Source organism: Pedobacter aquatilis (assembly GCF_032678425.1).
Classification (GTDB): Bacteria; Bacteroidota; Bacteroidia; order Sphingobacteriales; family Sphingobacteriaceae; genus Pedobacter; species Pedobacter aquatilis_B.
This window is the reverse complement of sequence record NZ_JAVTSG010000003.1, coordinates 546,092-568,838: the sequence shown is the minus strand read 5'-3', so window position 1 is coordinate 568,838 and position 22,747 is coordinate 546,092. Positions and strand designations below refer to the sequence as shown.

Sequence of the window (22,747 nt, the reverse complement as noted above, 5' to 3'; positions counted from 1 at the left end):
TAATCAATGCGACTATATTTCATCCATCCATCTTTAAAGTATATATTTTGGGTTTGTTTTTCTCTACTTTTTGTTGGTTGCGTATCTAAAAAAGACGAGTCAGAAAATCCCAAATACAGTATTTATATCTTGGGTAAAAGCGGAAAAGAATACCTTTTACAAACTAGTAGTTTAGCTGATGGAAACTTAAAGCCAGAAAGAGATGGAGTTTTACTAAATACTGAAAATATTGGCCGAGATACTTTTGTTAAAAATGGGTTTTACTACCACCTCGATAGAAAAACCGGGCTTTTCTCAAAATTTAAAATAGAGAATAATGTATTTGAAACTGTAGATTCAGTAAGAGTAGATGATTTTGTGCTAGAAAATTTTAATTGGATAGATGATAATAATTTGCTGCTGGTTGGATTAAATGCGTCTGGTTACGATAAGGCAAAATTTGTGTTATTGGATGCTAACTCTTTGCATAAACAATCTGAAAATAATATAAACATTAGTAAAACCTCCAATGAATTTAAAGCATTATCAATCGGTTTTGTAGAAAAGCAGGCGGATAAATTGTATATGGGCTATACTTTTCATGCCTCACAAAATTCGAATTATTTAACCAGTGATACTTTGTATGTTTCGCAGTATGATTTTCCATCTTTTAAATTAGTAAATACCGAGAAAGATACTCGTTCTACCTATCCAGGTGGGCCAAATACAATTCAATCTTATGGTTTTAAAACGGAGAAACAAGATTATTTCTTTATGTCCTGCCCAGGCATTGCTTTGGGCAATCGCCCCGAACTATCAACAGGAATATTTAAATTAAATGCTGATAATCGTAATCTGGCAAAGAATTACTTTTTCGACATAAGCAGAAAGGTTAAAAACCACGCTTATGGAATGTGGTATTTAGGTAATAATAAAGCCATTATTAGGGCAGAGCGAAAAGACTTGTTTACTGGATTAAACGATCATTACAGTAAAGCGCATTTCGAATTTTATGTTATTGATTTAATGACGCAAAGCGTTAATAAATTAAATCTTCCTTTAGATAAGGGTACACGCCGTGAGGCAGTTGTAGTTAGGGATGGTACAGCATATATTTCTATCAATTCTGAAAAAAAAGGTAATTACATTTGGCTTTATAATATAAAAAAGGAAACCTTAAAAAGAGGATTGAAGTTATCGGGTGATACTGATTTTATTCTTCGGATAGATAAACTTATCGACTAATATTTTATTTTTTCATTTTCTTACTTCGGGAAAATGATAGTTGTGCTACTTATCTGTAAATGCACAATTATAATCTAGAATATGCCTAAAAATTTATTTATTACACCCGTTAAAAAATCTATTACTACAAAGTTTATCCATTACGCTCTCGTTCAATTTTTCTTTTTGCTTGCGATGAATGATACTTATGCGCAAACAAATCAAACCGTAAAAGGAATTGTTTTTACATATGACGATTCGGCTTTGGAATATGCGTCAATTGCACTTCAAGATGCTGATGGCAAGACTATCAAGGGCACACTTACCGATTCTCTTGGTCAATTTTCGATTTCTGGTATCATATCAGGCAGGTATAGAATTAAAGTTTCCAGTATGGGCTATATCGAATATACTGGTGAATTTTTTCAAATCAGTATTCAAAATAAAGAAACCATTTTAGCAGCAATTAAGCTCCAGGAAGATGCAAAAACATTAAACGCGGTAAATATTGTAGCTCAGAAAAACGTAATTGAGCAAGGCTTGGATAAAATGACTATAAATGTCGAAAATAGCATTTTATCAGAAGGAAATACAGCATTAGAGCTATTGCAACGAGCACCTGGTGTTAAAGTTGATGAAGACGGTAAAATATCTTTAAAAGGACGTCCGGGTGTGAATGTTATGATTAACGGAAAATTAACCTATTTATCTCCAACAGAACTAGGTGTTTTGCTAAAAGGTACAAATTCGTCGTCTGTTTCGAAGATTGAAATTATGTCGAATCCATCTGCAAAGTACGATGCAGCAGGCAATGCAGGGATGATTAACATCATCATGAAGAAAAATCAGCTGAAAGGATTAAATGGTTCTGTAACGGTAAATGGCGGCTCGGGTAGAAATGCCAGATATGGTTCGGGTTTTAATTTAAATTATAAAAATGCTGGTCTAAATGTCTTCGGAAGTTATAATTATGCTTATCGTGGTGAAACTGAATATTTAGATTTTAGCCGTCGATTTTATTTAAATGGAGTAGCGGTTGGTAATTACGATAGGATTTCAAATCAACATACGAAAACCCGTGAACCATTAAATACTAATAATTTCAGATTAGGCGCTGATTTAGACCTGGATAAATCAAATACGGTTGGCTTTTTAGTTAATGGAAATATCGGAAAATATCTTCACAACAGTAATACCATCAATAATCTAAAAGATTTTTCTGGTGCTACAATTAGCGATTTGCAGACCACAAATTACGACCAGCAAAGCTGGAAAAATATAACCTACAATTTGAATTATCAGCATAAATTTAATAAAGATGGACAATCTCTTTCAGCAGACTTAGACTATGCCAGTAATAGTTTTACATCGAATTTGAACTTAGATACTTACACTTTACCAAATTCGCTAAATCCATCTGGTATTACGACAAATAGAAAAGGCTATGTTCCTGCTAAAACGGATGTCTATGTCGCCAAAATAGATTTTGCTGACAAATGGGGTGAGAAATTAAAATTTGAAAGCGGATTGAAAAGCTCATCTGTAACTTCTGATAATAATTTGGTTTATCAAAATTTAGAACAAGGAAATTGGGTTTATGATGCCGCCAGTAGCAATTATTTTGTTTACAAAGAACAAATACATGCCGCTTATGTTAATCTAAATCAAGAATTTAAAAAGATAAATATTCAATTAGGTTTAAGGGGTGAGTACACGAATACGCTGGGAAATCAGGTAACAACCAATACAACTTTTAAAAGAAATTACTTCCAGCTATTTCCCAATCTTGCTATTAGCAAGCCAATTGGTGAAAATAATCAGGTTCAACTAGCTTTCAGCAGGCGTGTTCAACGACCAGATTACGGCGATCTGAATCCTTTTAGAGTTTTTAGAGACCCATTATTATATTATGAAGGAAATCCGAATTTAAGACCAGAACTTACACAGAATTTTGTTGCCAGCTATGTATTTAAGCAAAAATATACTGCATCCATAAATTACAGTCGAACTAAAGACGTTATAACATGGATTACTGGGCAAATTGATAATATTAATACAACATTTGAAAGTCCGCAGAATTTAAAAAGTTTAACAAATTATGGGGTTAGTTTTACCGGACAAACGAATTATTTTTCTTGGTGGAGTGCTACTAACTTTGTTAATTTATTCAGAAATAAATATGAAGGAGATGGTGCAATTGGTAATTTTTCTAATAGTAGAATGAGTTTTAGTGCGAATACCCAAAACTCTTTTAAAGCTGGAAATGGTTATAGCTTTGAATTAAACGCATATTTTAATTCAGCTTCTGTTTATGGAACGTCTTTAGAAAAATCATATCATGCCGTATCAGCAGCATTTCAAAAATCCTTACTAAATGATAAGGCTAGTTTGAAACTTCTGTTTAATGATATTTTTCAATCGAGCCAATATAAACATGTTACCAGATACCAAAATGTGGATATGAACAGCCACGTCAATGTTGATGGACGCAGATTAATCCTATCTTTCTCGTATCGCTTTGGGAATTCATTCGCTCAAAAGGAACGTAAAACAGGTAGCAAAGATGAATTGAATAGGGTAAAGGGCGGAGGGTAATATTTCTCTACGAAAGCTTGTAAACAAAAAATCCTGCAATCGTTAGATGCAGGATTTTTTGTGCTTTTAAAAGCGGAAAGCGAGGGATTCGAACCCCCGGACCTATGACAGTCAACAGTTTTCAAGACTGCCGCATTCGACCACTCTGCCAGCTTTCCGGAGGCAAAAGTACAAACTCTGCTCAAATCTGCAAATTCTGATGTGCTTTTTTTTATATAAAATTGATAATTGCTTAACACAGAGGAAGAAAAAAATTATTTCTTTGAAATGTTTCCCTCAATAGGGTCGGCTTTTTTGAATAAATTAAACGTTGGGCGAATAATTTTAACACTTCGTTTGCTCACATCAACACTTGCATTTAGCTCAAATCCGATGAGTAAAATCAATGAATTTAGGTAAAGCCAAATCATCACTACAATTAGAGTACCGATGGAGCCGTAAACTTTATTGTAAGAGCCGAAATTATTGATGTAGAATGAAAAACCCCAAATGGTTATAAAAGCTAAAATTGTTGCCAGCCAAGAACCCGCACTAAACAGTTTCCATTTTTTTGCATGTGATGGGCCATAACGATACAACACTGAAATTGTAATAAAGTATAGTGCTGCTAACAAAGTCCATCGCGTAAGCTGGATGGCATAAACGGCTAAGCTATCTTTAATATGAAGTTCTGTTTTGATGTAATTAAGTAACAATTCTCCAATGGCCATTGCGCTGATGCAAATGATGATGGAGAGAAAAATTATCATTGTTAGTATTAAAGCAATTAAACGTTGTCTTAACCAACTTCTTGTTTCAATAACTAACGAAGCTTTGTTAAACGCTTTCATGAGATTTTGAACCCCATTTGTGGCGAAAAATATTGCTGATAAAAAACCAAATGATAATAAACCTCTGTTTTGGTTCTTAATGATATCTTTTAAGGTTGTTTCAAAAGCTTCAAAGGCATTATGAGGTAAAATCAGTTCTATTAAACTTAAAAGCTTATCCTGAAAACCAGAAATTGGTATAAAAGGAATAAGCGTGAATAGAAAGATTATGCTGGGGAAAATCGCCAACATGAAGCTGTAAGCCAAAGATGATGATTTATTAACTAGCGATTCTTTTTTAATTTCTCTGAAAAAGAAGGTGGCAACCGTAAAAAGGGGCAAAGGGCTAAAACCAGGCAAGACACAGGTTTTACTCCACTCTATAAATTTAGAGTAAAACCTGAAACTTAATAATTGCCTATGTAACCATTCCATTAATTAATTATGCAAAATGTGGGGCAACGCCAGCCATAAAGTTTTTGGGAGGATGGCATGGTCTTCTCGTCGTTTTATCAACAAAAACCAAAACAGTTTTACCGATATTAATCAGTTCTCCTTTTTCGTTGTAAATTTCGTATTCTACATTAAGCCTAACTGTTGGTAATTCTTTTACGATAGATTTAACGGTTAAAACCTGATTGTAAAGCGCCGGTTTTAAAAACTTTGATTGTAATTCTAACAATGGCAGCATCACGCCATCGGCTTCCATTGATTCGTAAGTAATGCCCGAACAAGCTTCAAAGCATTCAGTTCTGGCAATTTCGTAATATAAAGCATAGTTAGCGTGATGAACAACACCCATTTGGTCTGTTTCCGCATAGCGAACTTTAACCTTTGTTTCGTGTACAAACATTATTTAAAGATGTTTCTTTTATTTAATGCATCACGATATTTTTTTGCGTTAATTTCGTGTTCTGCTTTAGTTTCTGCAAAATTATGATAGCCAGAAAAATCTTCTTTAGCACACATATAAATATAGTTGTTCTTGTTGTAACTTAATACTGCATCAATGGCATTAATACTAGGCATCATAATTGGTCCAGGAGGCAAACCTGCATACTTGTAAGTATTGTAAGGCGATTGAACCTGCAATAATTTGTTAGTTACCCTTTTTACCGTAAAATCATTATTTGCGAAAATTACGGTTGGGTCGGCTTGTAATAAAATTCCTTTATTTAAACGATTTAAGTATAAACCTGCAATTATTGGCATTTCTTTATCATATAAAGCCTCTGCATCAACAATTGATGCCAAAGTATAAACCTGGGCAGTTGTTAAATTTAAGCTTGCAGCTTTTTGTTTGCGTTCAGCAGTCCAGAATTTATCGTATTCTTTGTGCATACGCTCAAAAAAATCAACAGGCGAGACATTCCAATACATTTCGTAAGTGTTTGGAATAAACATGGTGTATACGTTATCCTGATTTAAACCATATTTGCTGATGAATGCTGTAGAGTCTAATAAGCTAATGAAGCTTAAAGAATCAGCTTCTAAATTACTGGCTAAATAAGCTGCAAAATTTTCCTTCTTGCGTATGTTTTGAAATTTAAGTTTTACAGGTTCTTGGTTTCCAGCTTTAATCATGTTAATCAAAGTGCGGTTAGTCATACCTTTTTTTAGGCGATAACGGCCAGGTTTGAAACTCGTTGGAAGATTCATTTTTCCGGCGGCATTTGCAAAAGAGGCGGTGCTATTCAGGATTTCCTTAGCCCTTAAATTATCAATCAAATTATCGTAACTAGAATTAGTTTTTATGTAGAGATATTTTTGATTTTCGGTAACATTTGGTGCAAAATATAGCCTGTAAATATTCAAGGCAAAATATCCTCCCACTAAAATTGCTAATACTACTAGGGATAAACCAATTTTTTTTCCGGTTGTCATGCTCTTTTTTTCAATCTCGCTCATTGTGTAATGCGTAAAAAGATTATTGTTGTTTGTTAGATAGTGTGATGTTAATTTTTGTTCCAATGGCAACCTTTGTCAATGAATCAACAGGTGTTGGATCTTGTTTTGTGATTACGGCATTTGCGCTATCGGTTATCGCACCTTCGTAGATAATATTACCCAAAGTTAGTGCCGAACCTTTTAAGCTAAATTTTGCCTCATCAATTGTTAAACCAGTTAATTGAGGAATATCTACCTCTTCATTTCCTCTTCCGTCACCTAAAACCAAATTGATTCGGGAGCCAACCGGGATAGTTTGCCCTGCTTGTATTGCTTGTCCACCAAAGTTTGCTTCTAAAACTACATCTCGACTAACATCTGCTTTATATGTGGTATCGCCAAGTTTTAAACGAGAACTTTCTATAATTGCTTGGGCTTCTCTAAGCGTTTTAAAAGCAATATCAGGGAATTTTGTGTTTGGTGTATTTGCCGTGTTTATGGTTAAATAAATTGTTCGGTTATCTTTTACAAAAGTGTTTGCATCAGGATCCTGGTCAATTACCAATCCGGCAGGCTGATCCATAATGTAAACAGAATCAACTTCATATTTCAAACCCGCTTCTTCGAGCTTAACAACAGCATCATTAAACGATAATCCTTTTACTAAGGGTACATTAAGTCCTTGGCCGTGTTTGGTGTAAAATCTCAAACTAAAAAATGCAACTAAAAGTAACACGAAAACGGTTAATACAGCTGCAATGAGGGTTTTTCTGAACGATTTCGTTTTTAAATACTCTATAAATTTCGACATCAAATATTAATTCTGGTGTTAAGCCTGTAAACTCAAATGTAGGTAAATTTTAATTATCGCTTTTGAGATATAAGCCTTTAAGCAATAAGCTTACCAACTATATAAATTCTCTAAATCAAAATTAAACTTTGCACAAAGATATTTATATTTTTGAGGATATATTTACATCAATTTTTAATATTAAAAGTATTCTCCATATGAAAAAAACTATTGCCTTACTAACAGGCGGAACCACAGGCGAATGGGTCGTTTCAGTTAAAAGTGCAGCAACAATTGCTCAAAATATCGATGCCGATTTGTATGATGTGTATAAAATTATGCTGAATGATAAGGGATGGTTTTACGAACCCGCAGATTCTGTTAAAATTGAAGTAGATAAAAATGATTTTTCGATAACTATTGAGGGAAGAAAAATAAAATTTGATGGTGTTTTTATTGCCATTCATGGTTCGCCTGGTGAGGATGGAAAGTTGCAAGGCTATTTCGATATGCTTAACATTCCATACACAACCTGCGATGCTTTAACCTCATCAATTACTATGAATAAAGGTTACACAAAAGCAATTGTTAACGGGATTGACGATTTGATTGTTGCTAAATCCGTGCAAATATTCAAGAATGGAAATTATAGCCTAAGCGAAATTAAACAAGATTTGAAGTTGCCTTATTTTGTAAAACCAAATAGTGGTGGCAGCAGTATTGGCATGAGTAAAGTAAAACATGCCGATGATTTAGAAAGTGCTGTAGATAAAGCCTTTAAAGAAGATACACAGATTTTAATCGAAGAATTTGTAAGTGGTAGAGAGTTTTCAATCGGTGTATTTGGTGCTGAAGGAAAGGTAATTGTTTTGCCAACAACAGAAGTTATTCCCGCTAATGAGTTTTTTGATTTTGAAGCAAAATATACACCAGGTGCTACAGAAGAAATTACACCAGGAAATATGAGTGAGGAAGAAGTTGTTCGTGTAAATAAAATTGTAACGGATGTTTATAAGAAGCTGAATTGCAGGGGTGTTGTACGTATTGATTACTTTTTAGAGCATGAAACCGGAAAGTTTTATTTCATAGAAATTAATACCATTCCCGGACAAACTGCAACAAGCTTTATTCCGCAACAAGTTGCAGCAATGGGTATTAGTTTAAAAGAATTTTATACCCGATTAATGAAAGAAACACTTAGAGGTTAATTTAATAGAATGGATATCCAAAAATTAATTGATATGGGATGTCCGGTTCGGAAATACCCGAAGGATGCTATTGTTTACGAACCCGGAATGCAACCTCGGAATGTTTTTTTTGTAAAAGTGGGAGAGGTGAGGATGGTTACCGTTAATCATGATGGTAAAGAATTTATTCAAGGTATTTTCCAATCGGGACAGTATTTTGGTGAACCTGCATTATTGGTTGATAAGCCTTATTTAGCTTATACAATTGTGAGCAAGCCTTCGGAAATAATAACGGTTAGCAAACAAAATTTTATTAACTTAATAAAAACTGATGCTGATTATAGCATGAGTTTAATCAAGGTTTTGAGTAATCGATTGTTTTATAAATCGATGATGCTGGAAGAATTAGCAAACGAAAAAGCCGAACATCGTTTACTCACCATTATAAATTATTTGTTTAGCGATTATGCAAAAGGTGAAAGCCTTAATGTAACCCGTCAGGATTTGGCAGATTTGACAGGTTTGAGGGTTGAAACAGTGATTAGAGAAGTTAAGAATTTAGCTGATAAAAATTTAATTCTTCTCAAACGAGGGAAAATCTTTAAGGTTTAATTTATTGATTTTCAAAATATGATTTAGGTCATAATTTATCAATTTAAACGGAACTATTTTTGCCGTACAATAATTAATAATGGAAGAGCTTACAAAATTTCAGGCAGTAGTAAAATGTAAATGCCCCAGATGCAGAAAAGGTGATATTTTTACCGGCAACGCTTACGCTTTTAAGCTTCAAAAAACTAATATAAATTGCCCTTATTGTAATTTGAAATTCGAACGTGAACCTGGATTTTTTTATGTTGCTATGTTTGTAAGCTACGCGATGAATGTAGCAGAAATTATTACAATTGGTGTGGCATCGTACGTTTTAGGATTACCACTTATTTATGAAAACTTGTGGTATTATGTAGCATTGATTTTAATTGGCGTATTTCTTTTATCACCAATCAATTACCGATATTCTAGGGTGATATTATTGCATTGGCTAACTCCAGGTTTAAGTTATGTGCCCGGAATTGCAGCGCACAAATCTGAGCGTGTTTAATTAATCACCTTAATCGGATGTTGAATATATTCCAAAAGTTCAACCAGTTTTCCATCCGTAAATTTCACTTTGTTATACAAATAAACGGTGTCGATTTTGCCCTCTTTTGTAATATTTATCTGTTCGTACCAAAGATTTACAGATTCTTCTTCATCATTAACGAAAGGAACTACTTCATAAACAGTAATTTTAAAGCTAGTCATTCGATTAAACTCAAATTCCATTTGATCTAAAAAATGTTTTTTGGTGCCTTTAAATCTATATCCATCTAAAAAAAAGGTAACCGTGTCTGCCATGTCGACACTCATCATCGCGGTATCTAGTTTTTCAAATCCCTTAAGAAGTTTTAACATTTTTATAGAATTGGTACTGTCAGTTCCAATTTGCCAATGTTTATTGAGTTCAATCTTATAAGGAGAACTGCTAGTATCTGCTGAAAAAATATCTTTAATCTTCGGTCCATTATATTGGCATGCCACTAATAGTGGTATTGCACCAATTAGAATTGATAAATTTTTCATGATTAATTAATTTGGATGGTTAGTAATGTAAAATTAATAATTATCTGAAAACTAATCAATTAAATATCTTTCGTTGATTTTTAAATTAATTAGATATTCTTAATAGGAGTGTGTCGTGAAATTGCCACTTAGCAAAAAAAAATGTAATTTATTTTAGTAAGAACACTAATTAATATTTTTTTAAAAGAACGCGACCAAATTTTTACGCAAAAAAAAAGGAGCAATTACGCTCCCTAATTCTTTACTAAAAATTCTTAGTATTTATAAGCAATACCTTTCTTGATGTTTTAACTAAACTGTTTATTATTTTATTTCGCTTACGATAATACTCACCAATTCTTCAACTTTTTGTGTTGATGTAAGTTCATATTTATATTCATCATCAATACTTCCCATTTTGGTATCAACATTTCTAAATTGCATTTTACTATTAACAAACCCTTTTGCTGAGGCATGAAAATTAGTTGCACCAGTTTCCGCTATCAATGTTTTTAAATTATTTGTATTTATGCCAGCGCCAGGCATGATGGTAATTCTACCACCTGATTGTTTTACAAGTTTAGCCAAAGTTTTTACGCCATTAATTGCCGATGCAGCACCGCCTGAAGTAAGTATACGAACAATCCCCAAATCAATTAAATCTTCCAAAGCTTTTTCCATATCATTGCTCATGTCAAAAGCTCTATGAAAAGCAACTTTCATTGGTGCAGCCAGGTCAATTAAGCTTTGCATTCTTTCCTTATCTATACTGCCGTCTGTTAAAAGTATTCCTGTAACTATCCCTTCGCAATTTATTGATTTAAAAACTTTTATATCTTCTTTCATCAAATTAAATTCAATATCAGAATATAAAAAATCGCCACCTCTTGGTCTTATGATCGGCCATATTTCTATTGATAGATTTTTCTTAGCCAATGCGATTTGGCCAAAGCTTGGCGTTGTTCCACCCTCGGCTAAATTATCACAAAACTCTACACGCTTTGCACCACCATTTTGTGCTGCTAACGCAGATTCGTAGCCATTTGCGCAAACTTCTAAAATACCACTCATTTAATAATAACTTTTTCCTTTGATTAAAAGGTCTTGTTTTTCTGCATTGCAAACAGCGTAGCTAAATCCTTGTTGAATTGCATAAGCGCCATATTCGCCTTTCTTGTTTATGGCAAGGAAACCGACTTGAATGTTTTTAGCCGTTTCGGGTTTCTTTTTAATGATGCGCATAACGGCTTCTTTACATGCAGCTTCAGGCGTATATCCCTGACGCATAAGTTCTACCACCAAAAAAGAGCCAACATTTCGTATAACTTCTTCGCCAACACCAGTAGAAGTTGCGCCACCAACTTCATTATCAACAAATAAACCTGCACCAATAATCGGACTGTCGCCAATTCTTCCACGGAGTTTGTAAGCCATTCCACTAGTGGTACATGCACCGGAAATATTTCCTTTAGCATCTATTGCCAACATCCCAATGGTGTCGTGATTATATTGATTGCCTGGCAACTTTTGAGGGGCAGCCTTATCATAAAGCTTATTTTCAATATTCATTGTCGGCTCATACTTAGATGTTTTTAACCACTCATTCCAAGCCTTCTCGCTCGCAGGCGTAAGTAAGTTTTCTTTTTTAAAGCCTTGTTCTAAAGCAAACTGTAGAGCTCCATCTCCAGCCAGCATTACGTGAGGTGTTTTTTCCATTATCTTACGAGCAACAGATATTGGATGTTTAATATGCTCTAAAGCCAAAACAGCACCGCAATTTCCATTTTCATCCATTATGCAAGCATCCAATGTTACTTTCCCATCTCTATCAGGCAAGCCTCCGTAACCAACAGTTTGGTTTTTTTCATCCGCTTCAGGTACCCAAACTCCTTGTTCAACAGCGTCTAATGATTTTCCACCTTTCGATAAAACTTTCCATGCATCGGCATTTGCCGCGATACCAAAATCCCAGGTAGAAATAACTATTGGGAAATTTGCGGTTGAAACATTCGATTGTGTAGGAATTGCATTTGCAATACTGCTTTTATCGATGGCTAACAAACCAGCAGAAAGGGCAGAAGCTTTTATAAATTTGCGACGGTTAAACATTGTTTTGGTGTAGTTTGGTTAATTGTTTTTATGAATAATTGTTGAATTGCTAAATTGATTATTGAAAATTTAATCTTTTATTTCAAATTTATCTGCATCCTTTAAGAAAGGAAATTGCCTTCGTATTTTCGCCAATTCTTCATAATTGATAGTTACGGTGTACATATCTTCATCTTCTGGTTTATAATAAACGGTACTTCCATAAGGGTCGATAACCATCGAATGACCACCGTGATAAATTTGATTTCCATCATGACCAACACGGTTTACACCAATAACATAGCTTTGATTTTCAATTGCTCTGGCCGGAATTAATGCCCGCCAATGCGATGAACGTTTATCTGGCCAACTGGCTATCAATAATAAAATGTCATATTCTTCATTTACATTTCGTAGCCACACCGGGAAACGTAAATCATAACAAATTGCTAATCTAATTTTCCATCCTTTAAGTTCAACTATCAACTTATCTTTTCCAGGACTAAAGTTTTTATCTTCTTCACCCATTCCGAATAAATGGCGTTTATCATAATGTTTGTACCCGCCATTTTGGTCCATCCAAATTAAACGATTATAATAGTTGCCATTTTCTTTAATAATCAAACTTCCGGTAACAATACAATTATATTGATGCGCAATTTTTTGCATCCATTGCATGGTGTAACCGCCCATTTCTTCAGCTAAGGCTTCAGAATTCATGCTGAAACCACTGTTAAACATCTCTGGAAGTATTATTAAATCTGTTTTTTCTCTTACTCCTGATGATAATCTGAGGCCAAGATTCAAAAGGTTTTTCTCTATATTCTCCCAAAAAAGATAGGCTTGAAAAATGGTGATTTTCAGGTTTTCTATTTGTGTATAAATAGGTTGTTCCATGTATGTTTAGTTTTAAGGGATGTTAAACATTTTTTAATTTTTCTGCTGCCGATGCTAAGGTTGCATTTTCTTTGGCAAAGCAAAAACGGATTATTTTATGGTCGGTTGCTTGTTGGTAAAATGCCGAAACTGGGATGGTGGCAACTCCAAATTCTTTTATCAACCTGATGCTGAAATCTGTATCCTTTTCATCGCTGATTTTACCATAGCTTGCACATTGAAAGTAAGAACCATTACACGGTAGCAAATCAAACCTGCTTTGTGCCAAAAGCTTTCTGAAATAATCGCGTTTCTTTTCAAAAAAGATTGATATACCAGTATAATTGCTTGGTTCTTTTATGTATTCGGCAATAGCTTGCTGCATCGGACTATTAACGCTAAAAACATTAAATTGGTGTACTTTTCTAAATTCTTTAGTTAGCTGCTCAGGCGCTAAACAGTAACCCAATTTCCATCCGGTTGCATGTAAAAGCTTACCGAATGAGGCTACAACAAAACTTCTTTTCCTTAATTCTGGAAAAAGCATAACGCTTTTGTGTTGCTGTCCATCGTAAATTAAATGCTCGTAAACTTCATCGCTTAGTATTAAAATATCGGTTTCTTGAATAAACTTAATGAGCGATTTCATATCTTCTTCGGATAAAATACTTCCGGTTGGATTTTGAGGTGAGTTTAAAAGTATCATCCTCGTTTTTGCAGTAAATAACTTTTTTACCATATCCCAATCAATTCCATAATCGGGTGGGGCAAGTTCGTAGGTTTTTACAATCCCCCCTAATAATTTTATCGTTGGTGCGTAGCTATCGTAAGCCGGTTCAAAAATTATAACCTCATCTCCAGGATTAATAATAGCGGCTAAAGCGGTAAAAATTGCCTGTGTTCCGCCTGCTGTTACGGTTATTTCGGTATCTGGATTGTATTTTACTTTGTAAATATTTTCTACTTTTTCGGCAATGGTTTCTTTTAAAAAGATGTTGCCAGGCATTGGGGCGTACTGGTTATAGCCATCTTTCATGGCCTTTTCAACAAGTTGCGTAAGTATTGGGTCACAAGGATAATCTGGAAAACCTTGTGATAAGTTTATGGCGTTATGCTCTGCCGCAAGTTTAGACATTACCGAAAAAATGGTTGTGCTAACGCCTGGAAGCTTCGATTGTATGTTTAACATGTTACAAGCGAAAATAGCAAAAAAACCTTAAGGAATAGACTGCTTAATGTTATATCAATTAGTAGATATTTTTGGAAAGCAGTTGCAGTGGTAAATTGGTTCGGCTTGGTCCCGCTTTGCAATCGGGTTTAGGTGGCGCAGATAGAAATGCTATTAACGGTTTTGGTGCTATGCAAATTGGCAAATGCAGTAAAAACATCAAAGGAAAAGGCAAATCGTTTAATAAAATTTTCAGAAGTACGACTATCCTTGGTTTTTAAACCCGACAGTAGCGGACACGGAGTGCAACGAAGTAAAGCGGATGGCGGGACTGAAAGCCACTATGAAATGCTAGCTTTCATTTCCAAATCATTTTAAAAGCTATTGCAAATTAAATCATGGTTCAGTAAAACTTAATGCGCTACTATGCTGGCATCTGCCGATGCTTCAACTTCGTTTGTAATGAATCTTCTGCCGATTAAAAGGCAAAATAACGCTACAAACGCTGCAGCTGCCATAACTAATGGCATTGGTACAACAGAATGTTCGCTAAATAAACTCACCAAAACGGAAGCTAATGCGCCTAAACCCATCTGCAACGCACCCATTAAAGCTGATGCGCTTCCTGCATTTTTGGTGAATGGTGCCAAAGATAACGCCGCTGCATTTGGGTTGATAAAACCTAAACATGATAGAAATAGCGCAATAAAACCAATCGTACAGTAAAGATTTAACCAATCGTTTATGGCAAATGCAAGAAAAATTAAGCTGAAGGCACACTGTGCCAACAGCGCAAAACTTACAATTTTTTTGCTGCTAAACCATTTTAAAATTAGACTGTTTAATTGACTTGAGCCAATAAAAGCAACTGATAGCAATGCAAAAATCCATCCGTAACCAGTTTTACTCACATCGTATATTTTCATAAAAACAGTTGGCGAGGCGGATACGTAAGCAAACAAGCCAGAAAATGTAATCGAACTAATTAATGCATATGTGGTAAATTGTGGTTCTTTTAAAACGGTTAAAAAGCTATTGATAATTGGCTTTGGTTTTAGTGAATAGTTTGGATCTGGTTTATAACTTTCTGGTAGTTTAAAAATTGTAGCCAAAAGAATTATAATAGCCATTAAGCCTAAAAAGACAAAAACATATTTCCAACCTAAAGCGGCAATTAGGTAACCTCCAGCAGTTGGCGCAAGCATAGGCGAAACGGCAATAACTAACATTAAGGAAGCGAAAACTTTCGGGCTTTCTTCAACTGTAAACAAATCGCGAACCATAGCAACTGATGCGACTGCCGTTGCACAACTTCCAATAGCTTGAACAAAACGAAGGATTATGAGCTGGTTAACATCAGTAACGGCTAAACATAAAAATGAAGCAAAAATGTATAACACTAAACCAAAATACAGCGGTTTTTTACGTCCGAATTTATCAAGTAAAGGTCCGTACAAAAGCTGGCCAGCAGAAATACCAATAAAGAAACTTGATAATGATAAAGCAACTGTTGATTCTGTGCTTTTTAAGTCTTGCGCTATATCAACAAACCCTGGTAAATACATATCGATAGAAAACGGACCTAAAGCCGCTAACGAACCTAATATTAATATAAGGAAAAAGTGTTTTTTCTTAGCCATGTTTGTTAGTATTTAAGGCCGCAAAGATTGCGAGATTATCTTTCTTAACCTATTTTTATAGTCGAATGATTGTAAAAAGTAGTTGTTTTTAAATTTTAACATATAAGAATACAATTCTGATTTGATTTATATTTAGATTTATGCGCTATGACTTTTAAAACTAAAGAAAGCCGTTTACTTCTAATCCTTGGAAGTTTTTTTGTGGCAAATGCAATCTTATCAGAATTTATTGGTGTAAAATTATTTAGTGTTGAAGAAACATTGGGTTTTAAAAAGTTTGACCTCAACTTGCTTGGTGTTAAAAATCTTTCTTTTGTGATGTCTGCTGGTGTATTAACCTGGCCAATTATTTTTATCATGACAGATATTATAAATGAATATTTTGGTGTAAAGCAAGTTCGTTTCTTATCCATTTTAACTTCAATTTTAATTGCTTTTGCTTTTATTGTGGTTTGGGGTTCTATGCATTTAAGCGCAGCCGATTTTTGGGTGCATCAAAATATTAACGGTGAAGATTTGAATATGAATAATGCTTTTGCTGGAATATTTGGGCAGGGGATGTGGATTATTGTCGGTTCGATAGTTGCATTTATAGTTGGGCAGTTGGCTGATGTTTTAATTTTTCATAGGATAAAAAGAATAACTGGAGATAAAGCACTTTGGCTCCGTGCTACAGGGTCAACATTAGTTTCGCAATTGATTGATAGTTTTGTAGTCATATTCATCGCATTTTATTTAAATCCTCAATATCATTATAGTTGGGAAATGGTTGCGGCAATAGGTTTAGTTAATTATACCTACAAATTTATTGTTGCCATTTTAATGACACCTATTTTGTACATTGTACATGCAATAATTGATGGTTATTTAGGGAAAGATTTAGCCAAAAAATTGATTGATATGGCAGGCCGAGGATAATTAAAATCAATACTTATGAAATCAAAATTCTTAATTTTAATTGCAGTTTGCTTACTGTTCTCTTGTAAAAATGAACCTGTTAAAACACTAAACATTCAAGGAACCTGGAAATTAATTTCGGGTAGTATAACAGATAAAAAATCAGGCAAGACAACACCTTATGAATTGGATTTTGAAATGATAAAAATCATTAACGATACCCATTTTGCATTTCTTAAACACAGCTTAAACAAGGCAGATACTTTGGGTTTTGATGCTGGAGGTGGAAGTTACAGCTTAAAAAAAGATGATTATGTAGAGCACCTTGAATATTACTGTAACAAAAACTGGGAAGGTAAAACTTTTGAATTCAAGATAATTTTGCAGGGCGATACACTTATTCAAACAGGAGTGGAGCAAGTTGAAAAGGAAGGTATTGACCGGATAATTGTCGAAAAATACATCAAAACAAAACAATAAATGCAAAAGGTCGGAATCGCTCCGACCTTTATGCTTAACAACAAAACAAATAAAAAAATTAACCTTAAAAAATTCTTATAAAGCTGCTAATTCTTCAGCATATACATTTTCGGCAAGCTGCTCTTCCTTATAAATTTGTCTGCCTGTATAGGCTACAAAAACATTTTGATCTAAAAGCAAATCGCGGTTTTTGATTAAAGCATTTAATTTTACAGTGCCGATAACATATTTATATTCGCTGGCTGCATAGCGTTCACTGATGTTATCAAATTCTAATAAACTGATTAAGTCTTCATCAGCGTAGCGCAAGTAAACTTCCAGTAAAATATCTTCAGTATGCTTTACGCCATTTTCTGAATGATATTTTTTATACTCGTAACGGTAATCGTAACGTAAAGCAGCAATATCCGATAACACAGCCGCACCAGTCGGATGTCCACCAGCGCCTTTACCAAAAAAGAATTGCTTATCTGCAAAGGCAGCTTGAACAGTTACTGCATTGTATTCATTTTCAACATTGTATAAGAAATCATCTTTAGTTACCAGTTTTGGTAAAACATAAGTTACGATATCTTTTTTGTTTACCTTTCTTGCAGTAGGTACTAGTTTTATCTTGAAATTCTTTTCACGAGCATATTTAATATCATGCTGAGAAAGGTTTTGAATACCTATGTTTAAAATAGCATCAGGATTTACAAATAACCCATAAGCATGTGCTGTTGCAATGGCTAGTTTATATTTCGGGTCGTAACCACCAACGTCTAAAATTGGGTCTGTTTCAGCAAAACCTAAATCCTGGGCTTCTTTCAAAGCAGCATCATAACTCTGATTTTCGTTAAAAATCTTCGATAAAATATAATTAGAAGAACCATTGAAAATTCCGCTTAAAGCATGAAAAAGCTCGTTGTCGTAATATTCCTCAAGGTTTCTTATAATCGGAATGCTACCACAAACAGCACCTTCGTAAAGTAAAGAAGTTCCATGTTTTTGCTGTAAATCTACCAACTCTTTCAAGTGTGTAGCGATCATTTTCTTATTAGCCGAAACTACGTTTTTACCATTTTTTAATGCCGTTGTAACGATTTCATAAGCTGCATCTGCATCATTTATCAACTCAACAATTGTATTGATTTCCGAATTATTCAGAATCTCGTTTTTGTCGGTTGTAAATAAATCTTTATTTAGCGTACGCTTTTTCCTTGGGTCTTTTATTGCAATTTTTATAATTTCCAGGTTTAGGTTTTGGCTTTGAATAATATCCAATAAGCCTTGCCCAACAACTCCGAAACCAAATAATCCTATTTTTAAATTTTTACTCATGATTGTATTGTAGTATCAAGTAGCGAGTATTAAGTATCAAGACTTTTCTCAATTCAGATTCCCTACTTTATTTATTTTGATTTTTCTTTTTAGCTTTCTTGGCTAACATTATTTTCGATCTTATTAGGCCGTATGCTGCAACTTTACAATTTTCTTATCTCTGCTTTCCTTAATGAAATTTCCGATAATGTTAGTCAAAGCATTAGTTTCGATTAGAAAACCATCGTGGCCATATTCAGAGTGAATGGTTTCAAAAGCAGCATCAGTAATATTCTCAGCCAAGTATTTTTGCTCAGAAATGGGGAATAAGAAATCGTTTTCAATTCCAATAACTAAAGTATTTGCCTTAATCATTTTTAAAGCTTCTGCAATTGATTTGCGATTACGTCCAACATTATGACTATCCATTGCTTTAGTTAAATAATAGTAACTATAAGCATTAAAGCGATTTATCAATTTTTCGCCCTGATAGTTTTGATATGATGAAGCTCGGAAATTGTCAGTTTTATCATTCACACTTTCAACTTGCGTACTTCCGTAAGCGTTATAGGTTCTATAACTTAAAAGTGCAATGCTTCTGGCAGTTTTCAATCCTTTGCTGCCACCGTCTGGCTGATTAGCGAAAAAAGTTCTATCTGTTGTTATCGCTAAACGTTGACTCTCATTAAATGCAATTCCCCATGGAGAATGAACTGCATTGGTTGCAACCAGGATTAAATTTTCAATTCTGGTTGGTTCAGATATTGCCCATTCTACAGATTGTTGACCACCTAATGAACCACCTATCAGCAATTTGATTTGATTGATGCCTAAATGATTTGCTAACAACTGATGTGCTGTAACAAAGTCTCTTATGGTAAACTGAGGAAACGATAAATAATATGGCAAGCCGGTTACAGGATTTCTGCTTAAAGGATTTGTCGTGCCATAATTTGAACCTATAACATTTGCGCAAACAATATAGTGGTCGTTCGGATTGAACAAAGCATTTTGTCCGAATAAACCTTCCCACCACTCAAAAACATCAGCATTTGCTGTCAGAGCATGGCAAACCCAAATTACATTATCCTTGTTTGCGTTTAACTTTCCATAAGTTTGATAAGCAATTTGAAGATTGCGGATTTTTTTACCGTTCTCTAATTTAAACTGTTTAGGGTGATTATATGTTGATGCAGTACTCATTCTAAATTTTAGTATCGTGTTCGTAAAAGGTTTTTTAAGCTTGCAAGGTTTCTTCAGTAATGTTTGCAAAAGCTTGTTCAAAATCTGCTTTTATATCGTCAATATGCTCAATGCCAACAGAAACCCTCAGTGCATTTGGTTTTACACCTGCTGCTAATTGTTCAGCTTCGCTTAACTGTTGGTGCGTTGTTGCAGAAGGCTGAATAATCAGTGTTTTTGCATCACCAACATTAGCCAAATGAGAAACTAGTTTCAAGTTGTCGATAACACGTGTTGCATTTTCTTTTGTACCGTTAAGTTCAAAGGTTAAAACGCCACCAAAGCCATTACTTAAATATTTTTTAGCTAAGCCGTTATATTTACTACTAGCTAAACCAGGGTATTGTACTTCTTTAACTAACGGATGATTTTCCAGCCAAATGGCCAATTCTAAAGCATTATCAACATGGCGCTGTACCCGAAGTGATAAGGTTTCTAATCCTTGAAGCAAAAGAAACGAGTTAAATGGAGAAAGGGCAGGACCTAAATCTCTTAAGCCCTCAACTCTGGCTCGGATAATAAATTGAATGTTCCCAAAAGGACCACCAATACCGAAAACATCGTTAAACACCAAGCCATGATAACCATCTGATGGCTCTGTAAATTGACTGAATTTTCCATTGCCCCAATTATAATTTCCACCATCGATAATTACGCCACCAATACTTGTTCCATGTCCGCCAATCCATTTCGTTGCAGATTCTACAACAATGTTTGCGCCATGTTCTAGTGGCTTAAACAAGTAACCACCAGCTCCAAAGGTGTTATCAACAATTAATGGAATATCATATTTTTTCGCAATAGCCGCAATTTTCTCGAAATCAGGCACACTAAAGGCAGGGTTTCCGATAGTTTCTAAATAAATAGCTTTAGTTTTCTCGGTGATTTTTTCTTCAAATTCTTCAGGCACATCTGGATTGGCAAAATCTACCTGAATGCCAAGGCGCTTAAACGAAACCTTAAATTGATTATAAGTGCCACCATATATATGTGATGATGAAATAATACCATCTCCAGCTTCAAGAATATTATGCAAAGCGATAAATTGTGCAGCTTGTCCCGAAGCAACTGCTAAAGCAGCAACGCCACCTTCTAATGCTGCAATTCTTTTTTCAAAAACATCTGTTGTTGGATTCATCAAGCGGGTGTAGATATTTCCAAATTCCTTTAACGCAAACAGGTTAGCGCCATGTTCAGCACTATTAAAACCGTACGATGAGGTTTGGTATATTGGAACTGCTCTTGAACCAGTTGTAGGGTCTATTTCTTGTCCGGCGTGTAGCTGTAGGGTTTCAAATTTATATGAGGTTGACATAATTTCTAAGTGATTAATTGAATGAATGTTTTGATAATTGAATTGATTTTGGGAAAAATTCTAAATTCTGACAAGGCTTCGTATCCCGATTATTCGGGACCTTCCAATTTGAAAAAGAAACAAGAGTGGAAGATTTTTAAATTACTGTATGCAACAGCACATACAAGTAATCGCCTGCATATCAAAACAAATTAAATCAATAGAAGAAATTGCTGCCTTTTTGACTTTCGTGCCGGATTCGCTTTGCGATTGAAGATTTAATGTATTCATCAGTTCTAATTTATATCACCAAATAACACCATGTTATATGGTCAGGAATTGGCACCTTCTCTTTCTGAGGGTTGCCAGCGGGTCATAGAGCCAGTCTCTCGCCACTTCTTTATAAATCAATCTGATTAAAGATTGACTTTTATTTAGCTGCTTTGCCAAATAATATTTCAAATGTCTGAATTTAATTTCAATTCACAAAATAAAATTCTGATTATTATGTAAAGCTATGAATTTGAGGTAAATAAAATAGAGCTTAAAGTGATAATTTCTTGAAAATTGATTTGTTATTAACGCTAAAGTTCTATGTTTGTGCAACCTATAAAATCTAATTATTAATGAAAAACGTAAAAATCATTCTCCTATCAACATTATTATCTATAGCTGGAATTAACGTTAATGCACAATTTGGCGGCTTAAAGGACAAATTATTAAAAGTTGGAACTGCTCAAGGTGCCAAAGCATTAGGCGTAGATAAATTTTTAAAACAGCCAGAAGCAATCTCCACAAATTTCGAAGATGTTAATCGTGAAGGTGAAAAAATGCCTGAATTTAATGCCTCAGCGAAATATCAACCTTTGTACTTATTGCCAAAAAATGCCGAAGGGGGTTACATTTTATGCGAAGGCTTTTACGAAATGACCAATAAAAGCTATTGCTTAAAAGCCGGAACATTCGCACCATCAAAAGGTGATGGTTACATGTTTGCACCAGTTTTAGGCCCAAAAGAACAAATCGTAATTTCAGTTTTGAGAAGTGCTGAGAAGCATCAGGATGTTGAACAACACGATATTCAGGTTTTACTTTGGACAATTATCGCCAGAACAAAATTTGCTGATTATGCTGGACAAGTAAAACTTACAGCCATAAAATTACTCACTCCAAAACAACTTACTCAATTGGAAGGTGGCGCTTTGGGCGTTTTACCTTTTGATGTGATGGAAAAAGCTAAAGACCAATTGCCATCAGGTGTAAAAGCCGTTTTTGAGGCTGAAAATAACATTCGCCAATTGGTTTCTTCTGGCAATTATACCTACGCAGACATGGAAAAATATGCAATTCTTGCTGGTATGGCACCTCCAAGAGCAGATGTACCAAGTGGAATATGGACAAAGCATCCCGATGGTTATTATGTACGCTATTTCCCTTCAGGTTATTCAATCACAAAAGTTCAAATTTATGTGCCGAAAGAGCTAATAGCAAATGGCAACAGATTAATTTACGATGCTGTTGGCGATATTGCGTGCCCAGCAAATACAGGTTCGCAACGTTTGGCGCAAACCAACGAACCCTTAAATGCAAATTACGCGGCTAAATTGTCTACCGTTTGTAATCCTAAATAGATTTCCAACAAAAAGTTAAAGCTAAAAACTATTTGTAACTATATTCGTATATAAAATAA

General features: G+C 34.5%; 22 protein-coding genes, 1 tRNA gene and 1 riboswitch. Of the genes, 9 read left to right on the top strand and 14 right to left on the bottom strand.

Features of this window, described 5'->3' with window-relative positions; genetic code table 11:
- Positions 1-6: 6 nt before the first annotated feature.
- Both R2Q16_RS12455 and R2Q16_RS12450 read left to right on the top strand, forming a co-directional pair.
- Positions 7-1,224, top strand: coding sequence for a hypothetical protein (locus R2Q16_RS12455; protein WP_316737450.1), 1,218 nt, complete (start codon positions 7-9; stop codon positions 1,222-1,224).
- An 81-nt stretch (positions 1,225-1,305) separates the two neighbouring features.
- Positions 1,306-3,798 (top strand): TonB-dependent receptor domain-containing protein, encoded by a 2,493-nt coding sequence (locus tag R2Q16_RS12450; protein WP_316737449.1) that lies wholly within the window; start codon positions 1,306-1,308, stop codon positions 3,796-3,798.
- A gap of 73 nt (positions 3,799-3,871) precedes the next feature.
- Here the strand turns inward: R2Q16_RS12450 and R2Q16_RS12445 are convergent.
- The 5 genes from R2Q16_RS12445 to R2Q16_RS12425 all read right to left on the bottom strand — a co-directional run bounded on the left by R2Q16_RS12445 (position 3,872) and on the right by R2Q16_RS12425 (position 7,305).
- Positions 3,872-3,956: transfer RNA gene (locus R2Q16_RS12445), tRNA-Ser, on the bottom strand.
- Between the two features lie 96 nt (positions 3,957-4,052).
- On the bottom strand, positions 4,053-5,042 hold the full coding sequence (locus R2Q16_RS12440; protein ID WP_316737448.1) for a YihY/virulence factor BrkB family protein: 990 nt from the start codon (positions 5,040-5,042) through the stop codon (positions 4,053-4,055).
- 7 nt (positions 5,043-5,049) lie between these two features.
- The gene (locus tag R2Q16_RS12435) at positions 5,050-5,460 is read right to left on the bottom strand and encodes a thioesterase family protein (protein ID WP_316737447.1); all 411 of its coding nucleotides are present in this window, start codon (positions 5,458-5,460) and stop codon (positions 5,050-5,052) included.
- Positions 5,460-6,515: an endolytic transglycosylase MltG gene (mltG, locus tag R2Q16_RS12430; protein ID WP_316737446.1), complete on the bottom strand. Its 1,056-nt coding sequence runs from the start codon at positions 6,513-6,515 to the stop codon at positions 5,460-5,462. Before mltG ends, R2Q16_RS12435 begins: the two co-directional genes overlap by 1 nt.
- Positions 6,516-6,534: 19 nt before the next feature.
- Positions 6,535-7,305, bottom strand: a complete 771-nt coding sequence (locus R2Q16_RS12425; RefSeq protein ID WP_316737445.1) for a PASTA domain-containing protein — start codon at positions 7,303-7,305, stop codon at positions 6,535-6,537.
- A gap of 197 nt (positions 7,306-7,502) precedes the next feature.
- Here R2Q16_RS12425 and R2Q16_RS12420 point away from each other — a divergent pair, with 197 nt between their 5' ends.
- The 3 genes from R2Q16_RS12420 (at position 7,503) to R2Q16_RS12410 (ending at position 9,573) form a co-directional block, all read left to right on the top strand.
- Entirely contained in the window at positions 7,503-8,492 is a 990-nt protein-coding gene (locus tag R2Q16_RS12420; RefSeq protein ID WP_316737444.1) for a D-alanine--D-alanine ligase, read from the top strand.
- 9 nt (positions 8,493-8,501) lie between these two features.
- The gene (locus R2Q16_RS12415; RefSeq protein ID WP_316737442.1) at positions 8,502-9,083 is read left to right on the top strand and encodes a Crp/Fnr family transcriptional regulator; all 582 of its coding nucleotides are present in this window, start codon (positions 8,502-8,504) and stop codon (positions 9,081-9,083) included.
- 211 nt (positions 9,084-9,294) lie between these two features.
- Positions 9,295-9,573 carry a hypothetical protein gene (locus R2Q16_RS12410; RefSeq protein ID WP_316737440.1) on the top strand — a complete coding sequence of 93 codons (279 nt, stop codon included), beginning with the start codon at positions 9,295-9,297 and terminating at the stop codon, positions 9,571-9,573.
- Here the strand turns inward: R2Q16_RS12410 and R2Q16_RS12405 are convergent.
- From R2Q16_RS12405 to R2Q16_RS12385, 5 genes are all read right to left on the bottom strand, one after another.
- Positions 9,570-10,094 carry a hypothetical protein gene (locus tag R2Q16_RS12405; RefSeq protein WP_316737439.1) on the bottom strand — a complete coding sequence of 175 codons (525 nt, stop codon included), beginning with the start codon at positions 10,092-10,094 and terminating at the stop codon, positions 9,570-9,572. The genes R2Q16_RS12410 and R2Q16_RS12405 overlap by 4 nt on opposite strands.
- Before the next feature lie 303 nt (positions 10,095-10,397).
- Complete coding sequence (locus R2Q16_RS12400) at positions 10,398-11,144, bottom strand: copper homeostasis protein CutC (RefSeq protein ID WP_316737438.1); 747 nt, start codon at positions 11,142-11,144, stop codon at positions 10,398-10,400.
- On the bottom strand, positions 11,145-12,182 hold the full coding sequence (locus R2Q16_RS12395; protein WP_316737437.1) for a N(4)-(beta-N-acetylglucosaminyl)-L-asparaginase: 1,038 nt from the start codon (positions 12,180-12,182) through the stop codon (positions 11,145-11,147). It lies immediately after the preceding gene.
- A gap of 69 nt (positions 12,183-12,251) precedes the next feature.
- Complete coding sequence (locus tag R2Q16_RS12390) at positions 12,252-13,058, bottom strand: nitrilase family protein (RefSeq protein WP_316737435.1); 807 nt, start codon at positions 13,056-13,058, stop codon at positions 12,252-12,254.
- 22 nt (positions 13,059-13,080) lie between these two features.
- Positions 13,081-14,226: a methionine aminotransferase gene (locus R2Q16_RS12385; protein WP_316737433.1), complete on the bottom strand. Its 1,146-nt coding sequence runs from the start codon at positions 14,224-14,226 to the stop codon at positions 13,081-13,083.
- Between the two features lie 71 nt (positions 14,227-14,297).
- Here R2Q16_RS12385 and R2Q16_RS12380 point away from each other — a divergent pair, with 71 nt between their 5' ends.
- Positions 14,298-14,486 carry a hypothetical protein gene (locus tag R2Q16_RS12380; protein ID WP_316737432.1) on the top strand — a complete coding sequence of 63 codons (189 nt, stop codon included), beginning with the start codon at positions 14,298-14,300 and terminating at the stop codon, positions 14,484-14,486.
- 132 nt (positions 14,487-14,618) lie between these two features.
- Here R2Q16_RS12380 and R2Q16_RS12375 read toward each other — a convergent pair whose 3' ends face one another.
- On the bottom strand, positions 14,619-15,845 hold the full coding sequence (locus R2Q16_RS12375) for a multidrug effflux MFS transporter (protein WP_316737430.1): 1,227 nt from the start codon (positions 15,843-15,845) through the stop codon (positions 14,619-14,621).
- Between the two features lie 147 nt (positions 15,846-15,992).
- Here R2Q16_RS12375 and R2Q16_RS12370 point away from each other — a divergent pair, with 147 nt between their 5' ends.
- Positions 15,993-16,763: a queuosine precursor transporter gene (locus R2Q16_RS12370; protein ID WP_316737429.1), complete on the top strand. Its 771-nt coding sequence runs from the start codon at positions 15,993-15,995 to the stop codon at positions 16,761-16,763.
- A 15-nt stretch (positions 16,764-16,778) separates the two neighbouring features.
- A complete protein-coding gene (locus tag R2Q16_RS12365) occupies positions 16,779-17,222 on the top strand; it encodes a hypothetical protein (protein ID WP_316737428.1) in 444 nt (147 codons plus the stop codon).
- A gap of 75 nt (positions 17,223-17,297) precedes the next feature.
- On the opposite strand, the gene R2Q16_RS12360 is transcribed toward R2Q16_RS12365, so the two are convergent.
- From R2Q16_RS12360 to R2Q16_RS12350, 3 genes are all read right to left on the bottom strand, one after another.
- Positions 17,298-18,542, bottom strand: coding sequence for a homoserine dehydrogenase (locus R2Q16_RS12360; RefSeq protein ID WP_316737426.1), 1,245 nt, complete (start codon positions 18,540-18,542; stop codon positions 17,298-17,300).
- A gap of 123 nt (positions 18,543-18,665) precedes the next feature.
- Entirely contained in the window at positions 18,666-19,724 is a 1,059-nt protein-coding gene (gene metX / locus R2Q16_RS12355) for an alpha/beta fold hydrolase (RefSeq protein WP_316737425.1), read from the bottom strand.
- A 34-nt stretch (positions 19,725-19,758) separates the two neighbouring features.
- Positions 19,759-21,078 (bottom strand): O-acetylhomoserine aminocarboxypropyltransferase/cysteine synthase, encoded by a 1,320-nt coding sequence (locus tag R2Q16_RS12350; RefSeq protein WP_316737424.1) that lies wholly within the window; start codon positions 21,076-21,078, stop codon positions 19,759-19,761.
- A 277-nt stretch (positions 21,079-21,355) separates the two neighbouring features.
- A riboswitch (SAM riboswitch) is annotated at positions 21,356-21,466 on the bottom strand.
- A 217-nt stretch (positions 21,467-21,683) separates the two neighbouring features.
- Here R2Q16_RS12350 and R2Q16_RS12345 point away from each other — a divergent pair.
- Complete coding sequence (locus tag R2Q16_RS12345; protein ID WP_316737423.1) at positions 21,684-22,688, top strand: hypothetical protein; 1,005 nt, start codon at positions 21,684-21,686, stop codon at positions 22,686-22,688.
- Positions 22,689-22,747: the final 59 nt, after the last annotated feature.